At 66.0% G+C, this 20277-nt stretch carries 15 protein-coding genes and 3 tRNA genes; 1 reads left to right on the forward strand and 17 read right to left on the reverse strand.

Translation table 11 applies throughout. The features are described 5' to 3' along the window. Nucleotides 1–9: 9 nt before the first annotated feature. The 3 genes from PO768_RS12700 to PO768_RS12710 form a co-directional block, all read right to left on the reverse strand. Nucleotides 10–84, reverse strand: a tRNA-Thr gene (locus PO768_RS12700). An 82-nt stretch (nt 85–166) separates the two neighbouring features. Next, a tRNA-Gly gene (locus PO768_RS12705) sits at nt 167–240 on the reverse strand. A 92-nt stretch (nt 241–332) separates the two neighbouring features. Beyond that, nucleotides 333–418, reverse strand: a tRNA-Tyr gene (locus tag PO768_RS12710). Nucleotides 419–809: 391 nt separating this feature from the next. Here PO768_RS12710 and PO768_RS12715 point away from each other — a divergent pair. Next, nucleotides 810–3476: a TonB-dependent receptor gene (locus PO768_RS12715; RefSeq protein WP_272646357.1), complete on the forward strand. Its 2667-nt coding sequence runs from the start codon at nt 810–812 to the stop codon at nt 3474–3476. A gap of 145 nt (nt 3477–3621) precedes the next feature. Here the strand turns inward: PO768_RS12715 and PO768_RS12720 are convergent, their stop codons facing one another. From PO768_RS12720 to trpD, 14 genes are all read right to left on the reverse strand, one after another. Beyond that, on the reverse strand, nt 3622–4329 hold the full coding sequence (locus PO768_RS12720; protein WP_272646358.1) for a DUF6445 family protein: 708 nt from the start codon (nt 4327–4329) through the stop codon (nt 3622–3624). Between the two features lie 120 nt (nt 4330–4449). Then, the gene (locus PO768_RS12725; protein ID WP_272646359.1) at nt 4450–7122 is read right to left on the reverse strand and encodes a TonB-dependent receptor; all 2673 of its coding nucleotides are present in this window, start codon (nt 7120–7122) and stop codon (nt 4450–4452) included. A 527-nt stretch (nt 7123–7649) separates the two neighbouring features. Beyond that, the gene (locus PO768_RS12730; protein ID WP_272646360.1) at nt 7650–8825 is read right to left on the reverse strand and encodes a DUF5009 domain-containing protein; all 1176 of its coding nucleotides are present in this window, start codon (nt 8823–8825) and stop codon (nt 7650–7652) included. Between the two features lie 136 nt (nt 8826–8961). Beyond that, nucleotides 8962–10011: an acyltransferase family protein gene (locus tag PO768_RS12735; RefSeq protein WP_272646361.1), complete on the reverse strand. Its 1050-nt coding sequence runs from the start codon at nt 10009–10011 to the stop codon at nt 8962–8964. Between the two features lie 19 nt (nt 10012–10030). Next, nucleotides 10031–10954: a glycoside hydrolase family 16 protein gene (locus tag PO768_RS12740; RefSeq protein ID WP_272646362.1), complete on the reverse strand. Its 924-nt coding sequence runs from the start codon at nt 10952–10954 to the stop codon at nt 10031–10033. 15 nt (nt 10955–10969) lie between these two features. Beyond that, entirely contained in the window at nt 10970–12283 is a 1314-nt protein-coding gene (locus PO768_RS12745) for an MFS transporter (RefSeq protein ID WP_272646363.1), read from the reverse strand. A 7-nt stretch (nt 12284–12290) separates the two neighbouring features. Beyond that, nucleotides 12291–13775 carry a beta-N-acetylhexosaminidase gene (nagZ, locus tag PO768_RS12750; RefSeq protein WP_272646364.1) on the reverse strand — a complete coding sequence of 495 codons (1485 nt, stop codon included), beginning with the start codon at nt 13773–13775 and terminating at the stop codon, nt 12291–12293. 2 nt (nt 13776–13777) lie between these two features. Beyond that, nucleotides 13778–14788, reverse strand: coding sequence for an SIS domain-containing protein (locus tag PO768_RS12755; protein WP_272646365.1), 1011 nt, complete (start codon nt 14786–14788; stop codon nt 13778–13780). Next, nucleotides 14781–15914 carry an N-acetylglucosamine-6-phosphate deacetylase gene (nagA, locus tag PO768_RS12760; RefSeq protein WP_272646366.1) on the reverse strand — a complete coding sequence of 378 codons (1134 nt, stop codon included), beginning with the start codon at nt 15912–15914 and terminating at the stop codon, nt 14781–14783. Before nagA ends, PO768_RS12755 begins: the two co-directional genes overlap by 8 nt. Before the next feature lie 7 nt (nt 15915–15921). Next, the gene (locus PO768_RS12765; RefSeq protein ID WP_137942916.1) at nt 15922–16671 is read right to left on the reverse strand and encodes a GntR family transcriptional regulator; all 750 of its coding nucleotides are present in this window, start codon (nt 16669–16671) and stop codon (nt 15922–15924) included. 7 nt (nt 16672–16678) lie between these two features. Next, nucleotides 16679–17611, reverse strand: a complete 933-nt coding sequence (locus PO768_RS12770; RefSeq protein ID WP_269838281.1) for a BadF/BadG/BcrA/BcrD ATPase family protein — start codon at nt 17609–17611, stop codon at nt 16679–16681. A gap of 120 nt (nt 17612–17731) precedes the next feature. Beyond that, nucleotides 17732–18421: a uracil-DNA glycosylase gene (locus tag PO768_RS12775; RefSeq protein WP_269838282.1), complete on the reverse strand. Its 690-nt coding sequence runs from the start codon at nt 18419–18421 to the stop codon at nt 17732–17734. Further along, nucleotides 18418–19206 (reverse strand): indole-3-glycerol phosphate synthase TrpC, encoded by a 789-nt coding sequence (gene trpC, locus PO768_RS12780; RefSeq protein ID WP_272646367.1) that lies wholly within the window; start codon nt 19204–19206, stop codon nt 18418–18420. Before trpC ends, PO768_RS12775 begins: the two co-directional genes overlap by 4 nt. A 17-nt stretch (nt 19207–19223) precedes the next feature. Beyond that, complete coding sequence (gene trpD, locus PO768_RS12785; RefSeq protein ID WP_272646368.1) at nt 19224–20258, reverse strand: anthranilate phosphoribosyltransferase; 1035 nt, start codon at nt 20256–20258, stop codon at nt 19224–19226. Nucleotides 20259–20277: the final 19 nt, after the last annotated feature.

Consider the following 20277-nt stretch of genomic DNA (forward strand, 5'->3'; position numbering starts at 1 on the left):
AGAAATTGGTGGTGCCCATGACGCGGATCGAACGCGTGACCTCTCCCTTACCAAGGGAGTGCTCTACCACTGAGCCACATGGGCATCGACACAGGTTTGACGGCAAACCAACCAGCAAACCGGTATCGACGCAACAACCACCCTACACAACCAAGCACCCCACAACTGGAGCGGGAAACGGGAATCGAACCCGTGTCATTAGCTTGGAAGGCTAAGGTTCTACCATTGAACTACTCCCGCCCGGGAGTCTTGATCAATCCAACTCTTCTTCATCGCCTCGCTGGAATCGAGACCCGGATCACCGGCATCTCGACCCATCAAAACGTTCGCCTTGGTGGAGGAGGCTGGATTCGAACCAGCGTACGCGTTAGCGGGCAGATTTACAGTCTGCTGCCTTTAACCACTCGGCCACCCCTCCGAGGCGAGCCTGCGACTATAGCACAGCTTTTTTGGGCCGCAAAGACTTTTCAAGTCCAGCGACGCCAAGCCCCCAGCTCACGGCAGGAACGCACCACCCCACTCCTTCATCACCTATAACCAATACCAGCCAAAACCCGAAAGCAATACCAATTAGCTACCAAGAAACAACATCAACACCCGTTTGCTGTCGCAAAAGCAACGACAAGCAGGGAAAACACGAGTCATGAAGTGGTAGCAAAGTGGCACTACACCGCCGTATAGTGGCATGGCATTGGTTGCACATTGATGTCCATCTGGGGCGCCAGACGCATGCCACTTCTCCATGGGTATGCATCGGGCTCCGCGTCTAAACAGGCCGATTCGTTGACGGCCATATCGAGGAGCAGTTTATGAAGAAGGTCCGACAGACCCCCATCGCGGCCGCCGTGTCGCTGACATTGCTGGGCGTGGCGTTTGCCGCCCAAGCCCAGCAGGCCGGACAAGCGGCGGCGAAGCCCGAGGCCAGCCAACTCGACCAGGTGGTGATCACCGGTATCCGCGCTTCGCTGGAAACCGCCGCCAACATCAAGAAGAACGCCACCGCCGTGGTGGATGCCGTGTCCGCCGAGGACGTGGGCAAGCTGCCGGACGCGGACGTCGGCCAGGCGCTGGGTCGCATTCCCGGCATCTCGGTGGGCCGCGCCTTCGGCCAAGGCGCTGCGGTGTCGATCCGCGGCACTGATCCGCAGATGACCTACACCACGCTGAACGGCCAGACCGTCGCGTCCACCGGCTGGTATGACCAGAACGACATCGACCGCTCGTTCAACTACTCGTTGCTGCCCGCCGAGCTGATCGGCGGCATGGAGGTCTACAAGTCTTCGCAGGCCAACCTGACCGAAGGCGGCATCGGCGGCACCGTGATCGTCAAGACCCGCAAGCCGCTGGACCTGAAGGCCAACACCGCCTTCGGCAGCGTGCGCTACGGCGACGGCACCATCAGCGACCCGGAGAAGGAGTTCTCCGGCCTGTACAGCTGGCGCAATGAGGCCCGCAGCTTCGGCGTGCTGGTTGCCGCCGGCCAGTCCAAGGGCGACTACATCCGCCGTGGCGTCGAGGCGGACAGTCGCTGGAACAGCGATGTGGCACCCACCGCCTTCATTCAGGAACGCAAGCGCACCGCTTTCAATGTCGCCCTGCAGGCACGCCCGGTCGAAGGCCTGGAGCTGGGTCTGAATCTGATGAAGATGGAGTTGAACGCCAACAGCTCCAACGCCAGCGATTACCTGATGCATGACCCGAACTGCGACAAGCGCAACACCGCTGTGAGTTCGGCCTTCAATCCCAACGGCATCTGCCTGCACAGCACAAGCAGCGCAACCTCCGGCCCGACCCACAAGTTCTTCCAGGTCTGGGCCCGTGGCGCCAGCATGGACTCGGACAGCGTCGTCGCCGATGCCCATTACACGCTCGGCAACGCCAAGTTCGACCTTGTGATCGGCAGCACCAAGGCCAGCGGCGGCACCTCGGCCACCACCAACTATCAGAGCAACTCCTGGGCTACCGGCTTCACCCGTCCCGAGTGGAAGGGCACGATCGACGCCACTGGCAAACAAATCCAGATCAACCCGAGCACCAACCAGTCCTGGGGCCTGAGTTCCCTGCCCTCCCAGATGGCGGCCCAATCGTGGGCCACCTCGGCCGGCCCGAACAAGGATAAGGAAAAGTTCGGTCAGCTCGACGCCACCTTCGACCTGGACTGGGGCGTCATCACCGCCTTCAAGACCGGTGTGCGTATGGCGGATCACACCTTCGAGAAGCGCAGCTTCCGCCCGGTCTGGAACGTCACTTTCGATGACGGCGGCCCCCTCCACGCAACGACCAGCACCAGCACGCTGTTCGACGGATCGGTGAATGTCGGCGGCTGGTCGGTTCCACGCGCGGACATCGGCGCCATGCTGCGCAACACCGCCAAGAGCATCGGCTCCTGGGTGGAAGACCGCTCGGGCTATGGCGAGCTCAACGAGAAGAACCGCTCGGTCTACGGCCTGTTCGAGTTCGACACCCCAGGCCTACGCGGTAACTTCGGCCTGCGCTACATCTCCACCAAGGCCACCAGCACCGGCTACAAGTTCGACGGCGTCACCCCGGCTGACCAGTACTCCGGCAATCAGAACTGGGCCAAGACCACGGCCTCGACGAAGTCGACCTACAACGATGTGCTGCCCAGCGTGAACTTGGCCTTCGACTTGCGCAAGGACCTGGTGCTGCGCGCCACGGCCTCGCAAGCCATCACCCGCCCGAACTTCGCCAATATGTTCGGCGTGACGGTGTCGGGCTACAACGACGACCGCAATGGCAACGAAACCTGGACAGTCGGCAACATCGGCCTCAAGCCCATGAAGTCCAGCCAGGCTGACATCGGCCTGGAGTACTACTATGGCCGTGGCAATATGCTGTCCGCCACCTACTTCGTGAAAGACATCTCGAACTTCGTCGTCGCCAACGTCACGGAAAATCAGAAGGTTGGCTTGGTCGACCCGAGAACCGGTGTAGACAACTGGACGGTGCAGAGCTTCCAGAACGCCGGCGGCGGCAAGATCCGTGGCCTGGAACTGCAGGCCAGCCACGCCTTCGGCAACGGCTTCGGCGCGCTGGGCAACTACACGTTCACCGAGGGTAACGCTCCCGCCAGCAGCTACCTGGATCAGCTGGGCGTGTTCACCCAGTCCTCAAAGCACAATGTGAACCTGGTGGGCTACTACGAGAACGAGCGCTACTTCGGCCGCCTGGCCTACAACTGGCGCTCCAAGTACATGATCCGCGAAGGCGCCTACTGGTACGGCAACCGCATGCATGACGCCTACGGCACGCTGGACGCCAGCCTGGGCTGGAACATCACCAAGAACCTGAAACTGTCCTTCGAGGCCATCAATCTGACCAAGGAAGATGATGTCCAGTACGGCGCCGCCGCCGCCTCCAACACCGGCATCAAGGACCCGCTGCGCGCCGGCTTCCCGGCCTGGAGCTTCAAGGGTGAGACCACCTTCAAGCTGGGCCTGAGCGCCAAGTTCTGATCGACGGACACCCGACACCACAAAAGCCCGGCAGCCGCTGGGCTTTTTTACTTGCGCATCAAGCTTTGTAGCATCACGCCGGCCAGACAAAGCAAAACGCGCGGCCGAAGGCCGCGCGTTTGCCAATTGGGGCCTGTCGACGGCGCTAGAAGTCGTAGAAGGGATTGAGGGTCAGCCGGCCCTGGCGCGGGTCGCTGCTCAGGCCTTGCTGCGGGTTGACGATGGCCGAGTGCAGCAGGCTGCCGCGATAGATCACCAAGCGGTTGAAGCGTGCGGGCATCATGCCCAGCAACTCGAAGCACTCGTTCGAGTCGGAGAAGTAGCGCGGTGGCGCAGGGCACCGCTCGCCCTCCGCATAGATCATCTCGCCATAGCGATCGCGCGTGTTGGCCGTGATCTGCTGCAGGCCGCTGGCCTTGTGTCGGTAGAAGGCCGTCCCGCCATGCCGCTCATCACAGAGGTAGAGCAGTACAGCCATGAAGTGCGGTGTGCTGGCGTCAAAATGCGGCACGCGCTGCAAGGGACCCAAATCCTGCGGTGCGACATTGGTGAGCGAGAAGTTGCACGGCGACTTGCGCAGCGCGAGTTCCTCCGGCACACCGAAGTTCAGCCGGATCAAGGGGTCGAGCAATTCCGTCAGGTTCTCGGAGTAAGCCTTCGGCACCGATGCTCGCACGCCCGGATAGCCCTTGCGCTCATCCGCGCCCGCACAGGGCTCGAAGCGGGCCTGGGCGGCCGCCTCCACCAAGGCATCGGGGTGCGCCAGGAAATCGTCGATGAACACGACTTGGTGCTCGCCGACCCGCACCGAGCGGATTTCAGGCGGCATACGAATCGCAAACAGGTCATCCATGGTCTGCCAGCGGCTCCTAAAGTTGTGGTGACTGGCACGGAAACAGCCACTGATTGTCTGCGCAGCGGCTCGAAAAAAGCCCGGCTGTTGCCGGGCTTTCTCATGGGCGCTTGGCGAGCATCAGAACTTGGCGCTCAGACCCAGCTTGTAGGTCGTTTCACCCTTGGCACTCCAGGCCGGGAAGCCGGCGCGCAGCGGGTCCTTGACCGCAGTGTTGGAGGCGGCGGCGGCGCCGTACTGCACATCGTCCTCCTTCAGCAGATTGATGAAGTCCAAAGACAGCTTCAGGTTCTTGGTGATGTTCCAGCCCAGGCTGGCATCCAGGGTGCCGAAGGCATCGTGCATGCGGTTGCCGAACCAGTAGGCGCCTTCACGAATCATGTACTTGGAGCGCCAGTTGTAGGCCGCACGAGCGAAGTAGTCCTGGGTCTCGTAGTAGCCAACCAGGTTGACGTTGTGTTTGGACGCCTGGGTGAAGACACCCAGCTTGTCGAGATAGCTGCTTCCCGGGGCCTTGCCTTCGGTGAAGGTGTAGTTGCCGCTGACGCCAAAACCGTTGCCGAAGGCATGGTTGGCCTGCAACTCCAGGCCGCGGATACGACCGCCTCCCGAGTTCACAAAGCTCTGGACCGTCCAGTTGTCAACGCCGCTCAGGGGATCGACCAGTCCAACCTTCTGGTTCTCCTTCACCTCGGCTGTGACGAAGTTGGAGATGTCCTTCGTGAAAAAGGTCGCGGACAGCATATTGCCACGCCCGTAGTAGTACTCCAGGCTCAGGTCTGCCTGGCTGGACTTCATCGGCTTCAGCTTGACGTTGCCCACGGTCCAGGTCTCGTTCTGGGTGCGGTCGTCGTCATAGCCGGACACCGTCACGCCGAACATTTCGGCAAAATTCGGGCGGGTGATGGCCTGGGATGCCGTCATGCGCAAGACAAGATTGCGCTTCAAGTCAAAGGCAATGTTCACACTGGGCAGGACGTCGTTGTACTTGGCCGTCGTCACCGCTAGGCTGCGGCCCCAGTTGATATTACCGGCGTAGTCGCCCGGCTGCAGCGGCGATCCGTCGAACTTGTAGCCGGTGCTCGTGATCGTGGTGGAGATGTAGCGCAGGCCGAAGTTGCCGCGCACGTCCTGGGTGTCAAACTCGAACATGCCGTAGGCCGAACGATTCTTCTCGTTCAGTTCGCCGTAGGCAGCGCGGTTCTCGATCCAGGTTTCGACGTTCTGCTGGGTGTTGTTGATCATGGCGCCGATGTTCGGCCGCGGCACATGCCAGCTTGCCACCTGGACCGAGCCATTGAACAGGCTGGATGTGTCGGCAGGCACCATGGTCGCATTCCAGCGCGGACGGTAGCCCCGCTTCTCGAAGGTGTGGTCGGCAAAGCGAACCCCCGTCTTGAAGACGCTGATGGCACCCCAGTTCAGATCGAAAGTGCCGTCCAGCTGGGCGTACTGTTCCTTGTCTCGGTTCGGACCGGCCAGCGCGGCCCAGTCCTGAGGCCCCATCTTCTTGGGCATATGGCTCAGATTGAAAGACGGGTCCGCGGTGGGGCTGACGACGATCTGCTTGCCGGTAGCATCGATCGTGCCTTGCCAGGCGGGCGGCTTGAAGTACTCGAAGCCGACCGGGTCAGAGGGATCTGTCCACGAGCGCGTCTGGTAGTTGCTGGTCACCGAAGTGCCGCCCTTGGCCTTGGTGCTCCCCATGACAAAGTCGAACTTCGCCTTGTCGAGCGTGTAGTGCGCGTCAAAAGAGACGCTGTCAGAGCTCATCTCGGCCGCACGTGCCCAGACCTGGAGGAAGCTGTTCGGAAGCGGATTGGCAGCCGTGGTCGTGCTGCTGAGGCAGATGCCGTCGGGATTGAAGGTGGACTTGACCGCCGGATTCCGCTTGGTGCAGTTGGGGCCGTGGAACAGGTAATGGCTGGTGTTGGAGCTGTCGGCAGACAGCTTCATGTTCAACAAGCTCAGGCCAACTTCCAGGCCTTGAATCGGCCGGGCTTGCAATGCGACATTGAGCGCGTCGCGCTTGCGCTCCTGCAAGAAGGTGGTGGGCGCGACGTCTGAAGACCAGCGGCTGTCGGCTTCAATGCCCCGGCGGATGTAGTTGCCGCGGGAGGTGCCGCCGGCGACCAGCACGCCAAGGGTGCGGCCTTCGTTGCGCCAGCTGTACAGCCCGGAGACGTCTTTCTCAGGCTCGCTGATGGTGCCATCACCGTAACGCACGGTCGCAAAAGCGGTATGGGCCGCCAAGTCCAGCGGCTTGCGGGTCTTGACGATGACCGTCCCGCCGATGCCGCCCTCGGTCAGGTTGGCCTGAGAGGACTTGTAGACCTCCATGCCACCGATCAACTCGGCAGGCAGCAGCGAATAATTGAAGGAGCGATCGATGTCGTTCTGGTCGTACCAGCCTGTCGAGGCCACGGTCTGACCGTTCAAGGTGGTGTAGGTCATCTGGGGATCGGTACCGCGGATCGACACCGACGAGCCCTGCCCGAAGGCCCGGCCGATCGAAATGCCGGGAATGCGCCCCAGCGCCTGGCCGACATCGGCGTCAGGCAGCTTGCCCACATCTTCGGCAGACACGGCGTCGACCACGGCACTGGCGTTCTTCTTGATGTTGGCGGCCGTTTCCAGCGACGCGCGAATGCCGGTGATGACCACCTGGTCGAGCTGGCTTGCTTCCGCTTTCTTGGCCGCTTGATCGGCCTGCTGAGCCTGGGCGGCAAAGACCGCACTCAGCAATGTCAGCGACACGGCGGCCGCGATGGGGGTCTGTCTGACCATCTTCATGAACTGCTCCTCGATATGGCCGTCAATGAAGCGGCCTGTTTAAACGCGAAACCCTTGCCTGCTTGTGGAGTGCATGGCAGGCATTCGGCCTCCCCTAGATGGCATCAAAAGAAACCAATCGGATGCCAATGTACGATTCAATAACTCCACTTTGCTACCACTTCATGATCCGCGTTTTCCCTGATTTGTCGGGGTTTGCGACACAGTGACTGAGGACACTTGCGCGATTTGGTAGTGCATTGGTGCTTGCAATAGGCCTGCAATCGGTATTTATTCGGCACCATGTGCTTGTGGTCAGCATCTGGCCTGGCGGCCGGGCAAGGAGAGCGGCTCGTCGGCCAGTTGGCGTCGAGCCAGTCACCGGTCGGAGAGGGGCGCGCGGATCAGGATCGGCGCGGCATCGCCGCACCCGGGCACCGCGACGCTGGCGCAGCGCCCGGGTGCTGGCGGCCATGGCAGCGCCTGCGAGGCATGCCCAAGGCCTTGTCTCTCAAGGGCGGGCTGGCGCCACGCCCCGGCAATGCGCGCTAGACCCGCAGGCGCACGCCACGCGCGCTCAGCAGGCGCACCAGCCACAACACAAAAAGCAGGAACACGCTGCCCGCCAGCACGCCGGCAACACCATGCCGCAGTACCGGAGTCGGCCATGTCAGGCCTAACAGGTGCGCCAGCGCGCCGAGTGCAAACGGCAGTAAATAGGTCAGCAGCGGGTTTGCGGCCACCGGCGCCAACCAGCGCCAACCAGGCATCAAGCGATGTCCCACATCCAGCCATGCATGCAACCCGCCAAAGGCCAGCACGCTGAGCGCCGAGCTGTAGAGAACCCAGCTCGGTGAGGCATAAATCTTGGAGATCGGATAGGCAGGCCGCAGCAAAGTCGCCAACAGCAGCATCAGCAGCGCAAAGCACAGCGCCAGCGCTCGCCGCTTCGGCAGGGCCAGAGGCAGGGCCTGGTCGTAGAACAGCAGCATGGTCACCGCACCGGCCAGCACGATCAGCGCATGGGCCGCATGCCCGTCGCCCCAGCCGGCCCCCAACATGCGCCAGCCCAGCGCAACGCCTATGGCCGCGAGCAGCAGCAACAGACGCCCGCGAAGCGCCAGGTAGGCCAGGCAGGCGATGCCATAGGCCCAACCGATCAGGCCCAGAATGCCCCACCACTGCGGGGCGATGCGCTCGCTGCCGTCGGGACCGCCGCGCCAGACCCAGGCCAGCACCAGCAAGAGCGCGCAGCCCGCCACACGCCAGGGCCAAGCCAGCGCGGGTCCGCCGCGCACCGAGCCCCAGATCAGAAAGAAGCCCAGGCAGCTGAGCACCGCCCAGGCATGGATGGGCAACGGCATCGCCGCAGCGAAGAAATGCCCGGCTTCGGTATTGACCATCAGCACGCCCAGCACGACCAGGCCCAAGCTGCGCAGCGCCACCGTGCCAAGTGCCGCAGCGATGCCACGCGAGGACAGCCGGCCCTGCAGCGCAGGCGGAATGGACATGCCGACGATGAAAAGAAAGAAGGGAAACACCAGGTCGGCAACACTCATCGCGTCGGCGTCCGCAGGATAGTGACGCAACCACTGCGGAACGCCGCTGACGCCGTGCCATTCGTTGACCAGCAGCATCGCAACAATGGTCAGGGCTCGCAGCGCGTCAATGCTGTGGCAGCGCTCACCGCTCAACTGAGGCCAGGATGCAGGACTTGGGGACATGGCGGTACTCGTGAAACGGGCGGCCGCGAGGACCGCGAAAGATGGGCGGCGGCACTGGGCCCGCACCACAGGGCACCGGGCAGACCCCGGCGATCAGGCATCGAAGAAAACTCTCGCAGACGACCGACGGTCCTGGCTAGATCTTGACGTAGAGGCCGCGCCGGTCCAAAGCCCGGGCAACACAGACCCAGACCAGCACAAAGCACAGGGCATACGCCAGTGAGCGCGCCTCGGGCGCGAGCGGCAGCCAGCCCAGCCCAAGACGGTAGAGCGGCCCGGACCAGCCCATGCCGTCCAGCACCACACTCATCACCCAAGCCCCCGCATACGCCGTGATCGCGTTGACCCCGAAGCTGCGCCCCAGCGCCGGCCAGCCGCGCTGATCGATCAGGCGCTGGGCCAGCAGCAGGGTCAGGGTCGCGACGCCGCCGCTCCACAGCACGAAGCTGGGTGTCCACAGCTGCTTGTTCATCGGCTGCCACTGGCTCCACAGCCAGCCCGCCACGAGGCAGAGCAGACCGGTGGCCAACAGCGCCTTCGTGTGGCGTTCGCGCAGCCAGGCGCCAACGCGCAGGCCCAGCATGGTGGTGGCCAGCGCACCCAGGGTAGACAGCAGGCCCTCGGGCTCATGGGCCAGGCCCTCGCGCCATTCGTAGGCCAGAGGTCCCAGCAGCAGGCTGTCGACCCGGGCAGCGATATTGCCGGCCTTGTCCAGGCTGCCGCCGCTCAGCAGCAACAGCCCCCAGCCCAGCAGCAAGGCCAGCAGCAGGCCCCATTGCTGGCGCGGCCGCAGCACCAGGGCTGCCAGCCCGGTCAGCGCAAAGCAGATCGCGATGCGCTGCAGCACGCCCATCAGGCGGAAGTGGGGTTTGTCCATCAGCCACCAGGCCAGCGCATGCAGGGCCAGGCCCAGCAGCAGGATGCGCAGCGCACGTACGAGCACTGCGCGGCGCAGCGGCGCGATGGCGACGCCTGCCTCGACCTTGGGACTTAGCGCCAGGCTCAGCGAGACGCCGACGATGAACAGGAAGAAGGGAAAGATCAGATCGGTCGGCGTGCAGCCATGCCAGGCCGCATGCTGCAGCGGCGCATAGACATGGCCCCAGTCACCGGGGTTGTTGACCAGCAGCATCGCGGCGACACACAGGCCGCGCAGCGCATCGACCGAGGCGTAGCGTTGATTCATCGACTGTTACGGACCGGGCTCAGAAGTCGCAGCGGCTGTCCAGCGGTGGCTGGGCCGGCGGCACCTGGTCGACGCGGGCAGAACCGGCCTGGCGCAGCGCAGCCACCTGCGCCGCCACCTCGGCCGGGCTCAGCCGCGCGTTGCGCGCATGAAAGACCCAGTCCACATCCTGCTCATAGACCCGCGGCGTGGCGCTGGCCGGCAGCAGGCCACCGGGCGAGAACCACAGATTGAAGTTGATCGACATCGGCACCACCGGGTAGTTGCGCCCGCCATGCGTGGCCACTTGGCGGCCGTCGATGAAGAGGCGTACCTCGCCGTCCAGCACCTGCATCATCAGCGTGTGCCAGCCGTTGAGCGAGCCGCGCTCCTGGTGCGAACCGTTGAAGGCCTGCCAGGGCTCCAGCTTGACGGTCTGCCAGCTGATGCCGTAGATGCGGGTGTCCGGGCTGCCCCAGCCGCCGTTGGGCAGGTACTCCCAATCGATCTCGCTGAACTCGGGATCGAAGTCGTGCTTCAGCGGGCTGACCACATAAAAGGTCTGGATCACCGGGTCGCCGTCGGCGCCGCTGCTGGGCGCATCGCGAAAGCGCAGCCGCGCCGCATACGTGCCCTCCAGATATTTGCGCGCATGGCACAGCTGCACCTGCTGCGTGCCCTGCCCGGTGCCATCGGTGGCGGCGCGCAGGCGCAGCAGGCGGTTGCCCTTGAGCTCGGCATCGTCCAGCAGGCTCAGCGCGTCGCTGCGCCATTGCGCGCCTGGGATGCCGGGATGGCCGGTCTGGCTGCGCGGGGTCCAGCCGCCGCTGCCCAGCTCGCCGCTGTGGCGGTAGCTGAAATCGTCAAAAAAAACCTGCGCAGGCGCTTGCGCCCGCGCAGGTTGACAAAGGCAAACGGTGGTCAGGGCGGCGGCCAGCGCCGCCGCGCGCAAAGCACTGGACATGTCGGTGTCTTTTCTTCAGCGGGTGGCAACAGGCTCGGCCGCGCCGGGCTCGACGGGCGCCGCCGCTCGCGCGGCCGGGATCTTGACGAAGAGCAGCAGCAGCAGGGCTGGCGCGCCGCAGGCAATGGTCCAGAGGAAGAAGCTCTGGTAGCCCATGGCCAGCTGGATGTCGCCGCTGATGGTCTTGGAGAAGATGAAGCCCAGCTGCATCACACCGCTGCCCAGCGCGTAATGCGCGGTCTGGAACTTGCCCGGGGCGACGACCTGCATGATGTAGAGAATCATGCCAACGAAGCCGAAGCCGTAGCCCAGCATCTCCACCGCAATGGCGGCACCGACATGGAACATGTCCTGCGGCAGTGTCAGGCTCAGGTAGTAGAAGGTCACATTGGGCACGGCCATCGCGATGATCAGGATGGGCATCGCGCGCTTGAGGCTCAGCCAGGAGGTGAAGTAGCCGCCCAGGATGCTGCCGACCAGAAAGGCCGCCGTGCCCACCGTGCCATAGACGCCGCCGACCTGCTCGGTGCTCAGGCCCAGGCCACCCTTGTCGCGCGCCTCGATCAGGAACAACGGGCCTATGGTCTGCACCTGCCCCTCGGCGAAGCGGAACAGCACAATGAATAGCACCATCAACCAGATGCCCGGCTTGCTCAGGAAATCGGCGATCACCTCGCGCAGCGTGCGCCAGACGCTGGCGGCCGTCAGCTCGGCATGGCCGGTATTCAGCGTGCCGGGCAGCGCATAGGCGTTGTAGGCCGCCAGCAGGGCCAGCAGCACCGCCAGCAGCGCAAAGATCACCGACCAGGCGTTCATCACGCCCATGCTGCGCTCCAGCTGGCCGGCCAGCACCAGCAGTCCGCCCAGGGTCAGAAACTTGGAGGCATTGAAGAACGCACCCTGCCAGCCGGCATAGGCGGCCTGCTGCCTGGCGTCGAGGCTGGCCATATAGAGGCCGTCGCAGGCAATGTCATGGGTGGCCGAGGCATAGGCCAGCACGAACAGCACCGCGATGCTGGCCGCAAACCACATCGGCAGCTGCAGCGCCAGCGCCATCAGCGCCAGACCCGCTGCACCGGTGAACTGCATCGCGACGACGATCAGCTTCTTGCTGCGCGCCAGCTCCAGGAACGGACTCCACAGCGGCTTGATCGCCCAGGCCAGGCCCAGCAAGCCGGTCCAGCGCGCGATCTGGTCATTGGCCACACCCATGTTCTTGAACATCAGGCCGGCGATCAGCATCACGACGAAGAACTGCATGCCCTGCACAAAGTACAGCGTGGGCACCCAGCGGATCGGGGAAGCGAAGGGGGAGCGTGGCGGGGTCATGGCGTCCTCAGTTCAGAGTCACGGGCGAGCGCGCCGCCGCCTGGCTGTGGCCCTGCAGCCAGTCGCGCAGCGCGGCCAGCGCGCCATCGGCATAGCCCCAGGTGATGACCGTCGGTGCGGCCACATCGAGCGCCTGGAACGGGTTCCACAGCACCAAGTGCAGGTCCGGCCGCCACTGGCCCGCCTGCTCGCCGTAACGGGCCCGGTGGGTCGAGGCGACGATGGTGCGGCGGCCGTCGGCCGGCACATCGGCCCAGGCCAGCGCGGCAATGTCATCCAGCGCGACGAAGTCCACATCGCCGAAACCGTCGAACAGTGCCCGCACCTGCGCGCCGGTCGGACCCGCCTCGGAGACGCCGTCGGTCGGCACGCTGTCCTGCACATAGACACGCAGCCGCTCGCTGCGTGCCGGCGCCTGCGCGCCGCGCAGCGCCGTCAGCCCGGCCGCCCAGGCCTGGCGCATCAGTGCGTCATCGCCGTCGCGCTGCGTGCCGCGGTAGTCGTCATGCACCACCGGGTAGGCGCGGGCCAGCGCGTCCAGGCGCGCAGCGGCGCGCTCGCCCTGGGCTTGTGTCAGCTCGCCGCTGGCAAAGGCCGCTTGCAAGGCCGCGATAGACTGGCCCTGCTCCTCCAGCGAGCCCTGCGCCAGGATCATGTCGGCGCCGGCGTCGATGGCCAGCACCGCCGCGCGCGCATAGCCATAGCGCTCGGCGATGGCCTTCATCATCAGCGCGTCGGTGATGACCACGCCTTCGTAGCCCAGCTCCTCGCGCAGGATGCCGCCCAGCACCTTCTTCGACAGCGTGGCGGGATAGTCGGGATCGATCTGCGGATAGACGATATGGGCCGTCATCACCGAGGGTGCGAGCTCGCGCAAGGCCTTGAAGGGCCGCAGCTCCAGCGCGTCCAGCTCGGCGCGGCTCTTGTCCACCGTCGGCAGGTCCAGGTGCGAGTCGACATGGGTGTCGCCATGGCCGGGGAAATGCTTGATGCAGCAGGCCACGCCGGCGGCCAGCGAGCCGCGCATCCAGGCTCCGGCCAGCCGGGTCACCTCGTCGGCGGTCTCGGCAAAGCTGCGCTCGGCGATCACCGGGTTGGCTGGGTTGTTGTTGATGTCGGTGACCGGCGCGAAATTCCAGTTCACGCCGATGCCGCGCAGGCCGCGGGCCACCGCGGCGCCGACCCGCTCGGTCAAGGCCTCGTCGCCGGCCGCACCCAGCGCCATCGCCGAGGGCGGCTGCGGCAGGAAGGTCGCGCGCACCACCGAGCCGCCCTCCTGGTCGAGGCCGATCAGGGCCTCGGGCCCCATCACCTCGCGCAGATCGCGGGTCAGCTGGCGCACCTCGGCCTCGCTGCCCAGATTCTTGCGGAACAGGCAGACGGCGCGGATATGGTGCTCGCGCAGAAAAGCGGCCGTGGCCGCGTCCAGGGATTTGCCCTGGATATCGACCATCACCAGACGGCCGGGCTGGAAAGCAGGGGTGGCGCTCATGATCAATGCGTCTTCGTGACCTTGGCCAGATGGCGCGGCTGGTCGGGGTTGAGCCCGCGCGCGCGCGCCAGCGCTTCCACCATCGGGTAGAAGCTCTGCACAGCGGCGATCGGGTCCAGATCCTCGTTGCCGGTGCACGCCAGTTCCAGCTCCGCGCCGGGTGTGCCGGCCGGGGCTGCCAGCAGCACGCGCGCGCCACGGCCGCGCATCTCCTCGGCCAGCGCGATCAGGCCGGCCTGGGCCGGGCCGCGCGGCGCGAACACCAAGAGCGGATAGCCCTCCTCGACCAGGGCCATGGGCCCGTGCTTGACCTCGGCACCCGAGAAGGCCTCGGCCTGGATGCCGCAGGTCTCCTTGAACTTCAGCGCCGCCTCCATCGCGATCGCCAGGCCGGTGCCGCGGCCGATCACGAACAGCTTGTCGGCATCCTTCAAGGCCTCGACCGCCACATCCCAGCGCAGCGCGGCCGCCCTCTCCAGCGCCTGCGGCAGGGTCTGCAGCGCGGCGGACAGGTCTTCGTCCGCCTGCCAGGCCGCGACCACGCGGGCACCGGCCACCAGTTGGGCGATATAGCTCTTGGTCGCGGCGACGCTCTGCTCCGGGCCGGCATGCAGGCCGAACACATGCTGGGCGGCGGCCGCCAGCGGCGAGCCCTCGGCGTTCACAAAGGCCACGGTGCGGGCCCCGCCGGCGCTGAAGAATTTCGTCGGCGCCACCAGGTCCGGGCTCTGGCCGGACTGCGAGAAGGCCAGCGAGACCAGGCCCTTGCACTCGATCTTGCTCTGGTACAGCGTGATCAGCGACATCGGCAGCGAAGTCACCAGCCGGCCCAGCCGCGCCATCATCAGATAGGCCATGTAGTGGGCCGCATGGTCGGAGCTGCCGCGGGCCACCGTCAGCAGGCTGGTCGGCGGGCTGGCGCGCAGCGCCTCGCCAAGTGCCGCATAGGCATTCTGGTCGGCGGCCAGCTGGCGCGCCACGGCGGCGGGCGCGCTCAGCGCTTCCTCAAGCATTCGCGATGTCAATCTCTTCCCCTTCAACAAGCACACGCTGCAACTGCAGATCCCGGTCCATCACCACCAAATCGGCCCAGGCGCCGACGGCCAGGCGGCCGCGATCGTCCAGGCCCATGTAATCGGCCGCATGGGTGGAGACGCGGCGCGAGGCGTCCGCGATCTCCAGCCCCAGCCCCACCAGATTGCGCAACGCCTGGTCCAGCGTCAGCGTGCTGCCCGCCAGCGTGCCGTCGGGCAGGCGCACGCCGCCCATGCACTTGCGCACCTTGTGGCTGCCCAGGCTGTACTCGCCATCGGGCATGCCGGCTGCGGCGGTCGAATCGCTGACGCAGAACAGGCAGGGGATGGCGCGCAGCGCCACCTTGATCGCGCCCGGATGCACATGCAGCAGGTCGGGAATGATTTCCGAATACTGCGCATGGGCCAGCGCCGCGCCCACCATGCCCGGCTCACGGTGGTGCAGGCCGGTCATCGCATTGAACAGATGGGTGAAGCCACCGGCGCCATGCGCCAGCGCGGCCACGCCATCCTCGTAAGTGCCCAGCGTATGGCCGATCTGCACCTGGAAACCGGCCGCACGCAGCGCGCTGATCAGATCCAGATTGCCGGGCAGCTCGGGCGCCAGCGTGATCAGCCGGATCGGGGCCAGCGCATGCAGCGCCTGGATTTCCTCGATGCTGGCCGGCTTGGCGAAGTCGGGCTGGGCGCCGAGCTTGCCGGGGTTGATGTAGGGGCCTTCCAGATGCACGCCCAGCACCCGGGCGCTGCCGCTCGCGCGCTCGCGGCAGACCGGGCCGAGCGCGCTCAGCGCCGTGCGGATATCCCCCATTGGCGCCGTCATCGTCGTCGCCAGCAGCGCGGTCGTGCCGTGGCGTGCGTGCATGCGGGCGATCGCCAGCGCGGCGTCGCCGCCTTCCATCGTGTCGCGCCCGCCACCGCCATGCACATGCACATCGATGAAGCCCGGCAGCACAAGCGGCAGCGCCCGGCCGTGGCGGACCTCGGATTCGCTGACCGGCTCGCCGCTGATGGCCGCGATGCGGCCGTCCCGCTGGGTCAGCGTGCCGCGCACAAAGCCCTGCGGCGTCAGGACATAGCCCTCGATGGTCTGGCCCAAACTCATCCCCGCCTCAGCCCTCACGCCGCATCTCGGCGACGAAGTCGTAGTAATCGCTGCGGCAGTAGGAGTGCGTCAGCTCCACCGCCTGGCCCGACTCCAGAAAGCCCACCCGCGTGATGAACAGCACCGCCTGCCCCACCGGCACTTCCAGCAACTCGGCCAGCTTGGGCTCGGCATTGATGGCGCGGATGTGCTGCAGCGCGCGCACCGGCGCGCCGCCATGCTGGGCCAGATGGGCGTACAGCGAGGCCTCGACGGCCTGCGGATCGGGCAGCACCGCCTCGGGCAGCACGCTGACCTCGTAAGCCATCACCACCGTGTCGGCCAGGCGCAGGCGCTCCAGGCGCGAGACCCGCTCGCCCGTGGTCAGACCCAGACTCAGCTGCTCATCGGGCGCGGCCAGCGAGAAGCTGCGCGTCAGCCAGCGCGAGCTGGGCTTGAAGCCGCGCTGGTGCAGCTCTTCCGAGAAACTGGTCAGGCGCGACAGCGGCTGCTCCAGCTTGGGCGCAATGTAGTTGCCCGAGCCGCGCTTGCGGATGATCAGCCCCTGCTCGACCAGCCGGTCGATGGCCTTGCGGGCCGTGACGCGCGAGAGATCCAGCGATTCGGACAACACCCGCTCCGAGGGCAGGGCCTCGTCGGCGTGGTACTGGCCGTCGCGGATCGCCTGGGCCAGCTTCTGGGCCAGCTGCATATACAGCGGCGAGGCGGCCTGCGGATCGGGTTTGAATTGAAAGGGCAGCTTGGCGGCGCTTGACATGATTTTCTTAGGACCCCATCTCGGTTAAGGCGCCGCGAACCAGCAGCAGCGCGCCCGCGGCCGAATCGCCCTGGGGCGCGACGCAGCGGGCTCGTATCGACTCGGAAAAAAGCGGCGCCAGACGCAGCGCCACACTGCCGCACAGCGCCAGCGGCAACTGCCCTTGCGGGTCGAGCGCCAAGGCCAGACGCTCCAGTTCGGCCACGGCCTCGTTGACGAAGCCCTGGGCAACCGGATCATGCGCGGCGTTCTCGAACACCAGCGGCGCCAATCGCGCGTGGCCATGCTGGGCGGCGCTGGCGCACCAGGCCAGCAGGGTTTCGCGGTCGCTACCGGCAAAAGCCCAGACCGCGCGGGCCAGCGGCCCGGCCGGCACCCGGCCGTCCAGCGCCTGCTGGGCATGGCGCATCGCCTTCAGCCCCAGCCAGGCACCGCTGCCCTCGTCGCCGTTGATCCAGCCCCAGCCGCTGCTCATGACGCGCGAACCATCGGCTCGCAAGGCCTCGCCCACCGAACCGGTGCCGGCCGCGACCACCGCGCCCGGCGCGCCGCCATGGGCACCCAGCACCGTGGTGTAGCCGTCGTTGTCCAGCACCACATGGGCATAGCCGGGCTGGATGCGCATGAAAGCCTGGGCCTGCTCGACGACGGTGGCCCCCGACAGCCCCAGACCGATGGCACACTCGGCCAGGTTCAGCGAGTCCAGGCCCGCCTGCCGGCAAGCCGCCTGCAGGGCTTGCTGGATATGATGCCAAGCCTGCTCGGCCCCCTGCCCCAAGGCCGAGGGCCCGGCCTCACCCTGACCCAGCGGGCGACCATCCAGATCGGCCAGCCGCAGACGGGTGCCGGTGCCACCGCCATCGACGCCCACCAGGTAGCGTATGGTCTTGATATGGCTGGGAGTGAGCGCATCGAGCGCGCGTTCGAGGACCGTTCTCATGTTAATACCAGTCTAGTACCAGAGATACCGGTACGTCAATTGGTATTCCACTGATTTACCCTCAGTGACGCGGGTTCTGCCTTAATCTCGGGTTAATACCAATAAGGCACCAAATCAGGGTTATTCCGGTAAACGCCACTCCAGCGCCCGTCCCTGCTCGGCCAGCCACTGGGCGGCTCGCGAGAAATGACCGCAGCCGATGAAGGGCAGCGGCGGCCGTGTCGCCGACAGCGGCGAGGGATGGTTGGACTGCAGGATCAGATGCTGGGGACCGGCCGCCGCGATCAGCATCGCCTTAGCCTGGGCGTGCGCGCCCCAGAGCATGAAGACCTTGGGTGCAGCATCGGCCGCCGCGGCCCGGATCAGCGCATCGGTCAGCGCCTCCCAACCCCGTTTGGCATGGCTGGCCGGCGCGCCGTCCTCGACCGTCAGGCAGGTGTTGAGCAGCAGCACGCCGCGCTCGGCCCAGGTGGCAAGATGGCCATGGGCCGGCGGCGTCAGGCCCAGATCGCGCTGCAACTCCTTGTAGATATTGCGCAGGCTGGGCGGCAGTTTCTTGAGACCGCGCGGCACCGAGAAGGACAGGCCCTCGGCCTGCCCCGGGCCGTGGTACGGGTCCTGACCCAGGATCACGACCTTGACCTGGTCCAGCGGGGTCAGCTGCAGCGCGCGATAGGGCTCGGGCGGATAGATCGTCGCACCGGCAGCGCGGCGCTGGGCCAGATAGGCCTCCAGGCCCTGGCCGGCCGGGCTGGCGCGCCAGGCCTCGACGATGGGCGCCCAGCCGCCAGAGACCGCGTCGGCACTCACGCGAACAGCTCGGCCAGCGCCGCGCCGGGATCGGGCGCGCGCATAAAGGCCTCGCCGACCAGGAAGGCATTGACCTGGGCCGCGCGCATGGTCCGCACATCGGCCGGGCCGAGGATGCCGCTCTCGGTGACCAGCAGACGATCGGCCGGCACGTTCTTCAGCAGGCCCAGGGTCGTGTCCAGCGTGACCTCGAAGCTGCGCAGATTGCGGTTGTTGATGCCGACCAGCGGCGTCTTCAGCCGCAGCGCGCGGTCCAGCTCGGCGCCGTCGTGCGCCTCGACCAGCACCGCCAGGCCCAGGCTTTGCGCGCAGGCCTCCAGATCGGCCATCTGCGCGTCTTCCAGGCAGGCGGCGATCAGCAGGATGCAATCGGCCCCCATCGCGCGGGCCTCATAGACCTGGTACTCGTCGACCATGAAGTCCTTGCGCAGCACCGGCAGCGCGCAGGCCGCCCGGGCCTGCTGAAGATAGGCCGGCGCGCCCTGGAAGAACTGCGCATCGGTCAGCACGCTCAGGCAGGCTGCGCCGTACTTTTCGTAGCTGGCAGCGATCTCGGCGGGCCGGAAGTCGGCGCGAATCACGCCCTTGCTGGGGCTGGCCTTCTTGATCTCGGCGATCACTGCACTATGGCCTGCAGCGATCCTGGCGCGCAGCGCGGCCTCGAAATCGCGCAGGCCGCCGAGCTGCTCGGCCTCGCGCCGCACGGTCGCCAGCGGCAGCGCGGCGCGCGCCGCCTTGATCTCCTCGTGCTTGACCGCAACGATGCGCTTCAGGATGTCGTCCATCTCGATCTTTCTCTCTCTCAAGCCTTGCCCAGCGACTGGGTCGCCGCGACGAACTGCGCCAGCTTGGCCTTGGCGGCACCGGACGCGATCGCGGCACGGGCCTTGGCAATGCCCTCGGCGATCGATTCGGCAACATTGGCCGCGTAGAGCGTCGCGCCGGCATTCAGGATCACGATATCGCGCGCCGGCCCTTCGACATTTTCCAGCGCGCCCATCAGCATCACGCGCGATTCCTCGGGACCGGCGACCTTGAGGCTGCGGTTGCTCACCATGGCCAGACCGAAGTCTTCCGGATGGATCTCGTACTCGCGCACCTCGCCGTTCTTCAGCTCGCCGACCAAGGTGGCCGCGCCCAGCGAGATCTCGTCCATGCCGTCCTTGCCATAGACCACCACCGCATGCTCGGCGCCCAGGCGCTGCATCACGCGCACCTGGATGCCGACCAGATCGGGGTGGAAGACGCCCATCAGGATGTTCTTCGCATCGGCCGGATTGGTCAGCGGGCCCAGAATGTTGAAGATGGTGCGCACACCCAGCTCGCGCCGCACCGGGGCGATGTTCTTCATCGCCGGATGGTGATTCGGCGCGAACATGAAGCCGATGCCGGTCTGCTTGACGCTCTCGGCCACCTGGGCCGGGCTCAGCATGATGTTGGCGCCCAGCGCCTCCAGCACATCGGCGCTACCGGTCTTGCTGGAGACGCTGCGGTTGCCATGCTTGGCGATCTGCGCGCCGGCTGCGGCCGCGACGAACATCGAGCAGGTGCTGATATTGAAGGTGTGGGCGCCATCGCCGCCGGTACCGACGACATCGACCAGGTGCGGGCTTGGCGGCACCGGCACCTTGTTGCTCAGCTCGCGCATCACCTGCGCGGCTGCGGTGATCTCGCCGATGGTTTCCTTCTTGACGCGCAGGCCGATCAGGAGGGCCGAGGCCATCACCGGCGACATCTCGCCGGCCATGATGCGGCGCATCAGGGTCAGCATCTCGTCATGGAAGATCTCGCGGTGCTCGATGACGCGGGTCAGGGCTTCGTTGTCGGTAATGGGCATGCTTGTCGCTCCTGCAAAT

Source organism: Paucibacter sp. XJ19-41 (assembly GCF_028462495.1).
Classification (GTDB): Bacteria; Pseudomonadota; Gammaproteobacteria; order Burkholderiales; family Burkholderiaceae_C; genus Roseateles_E.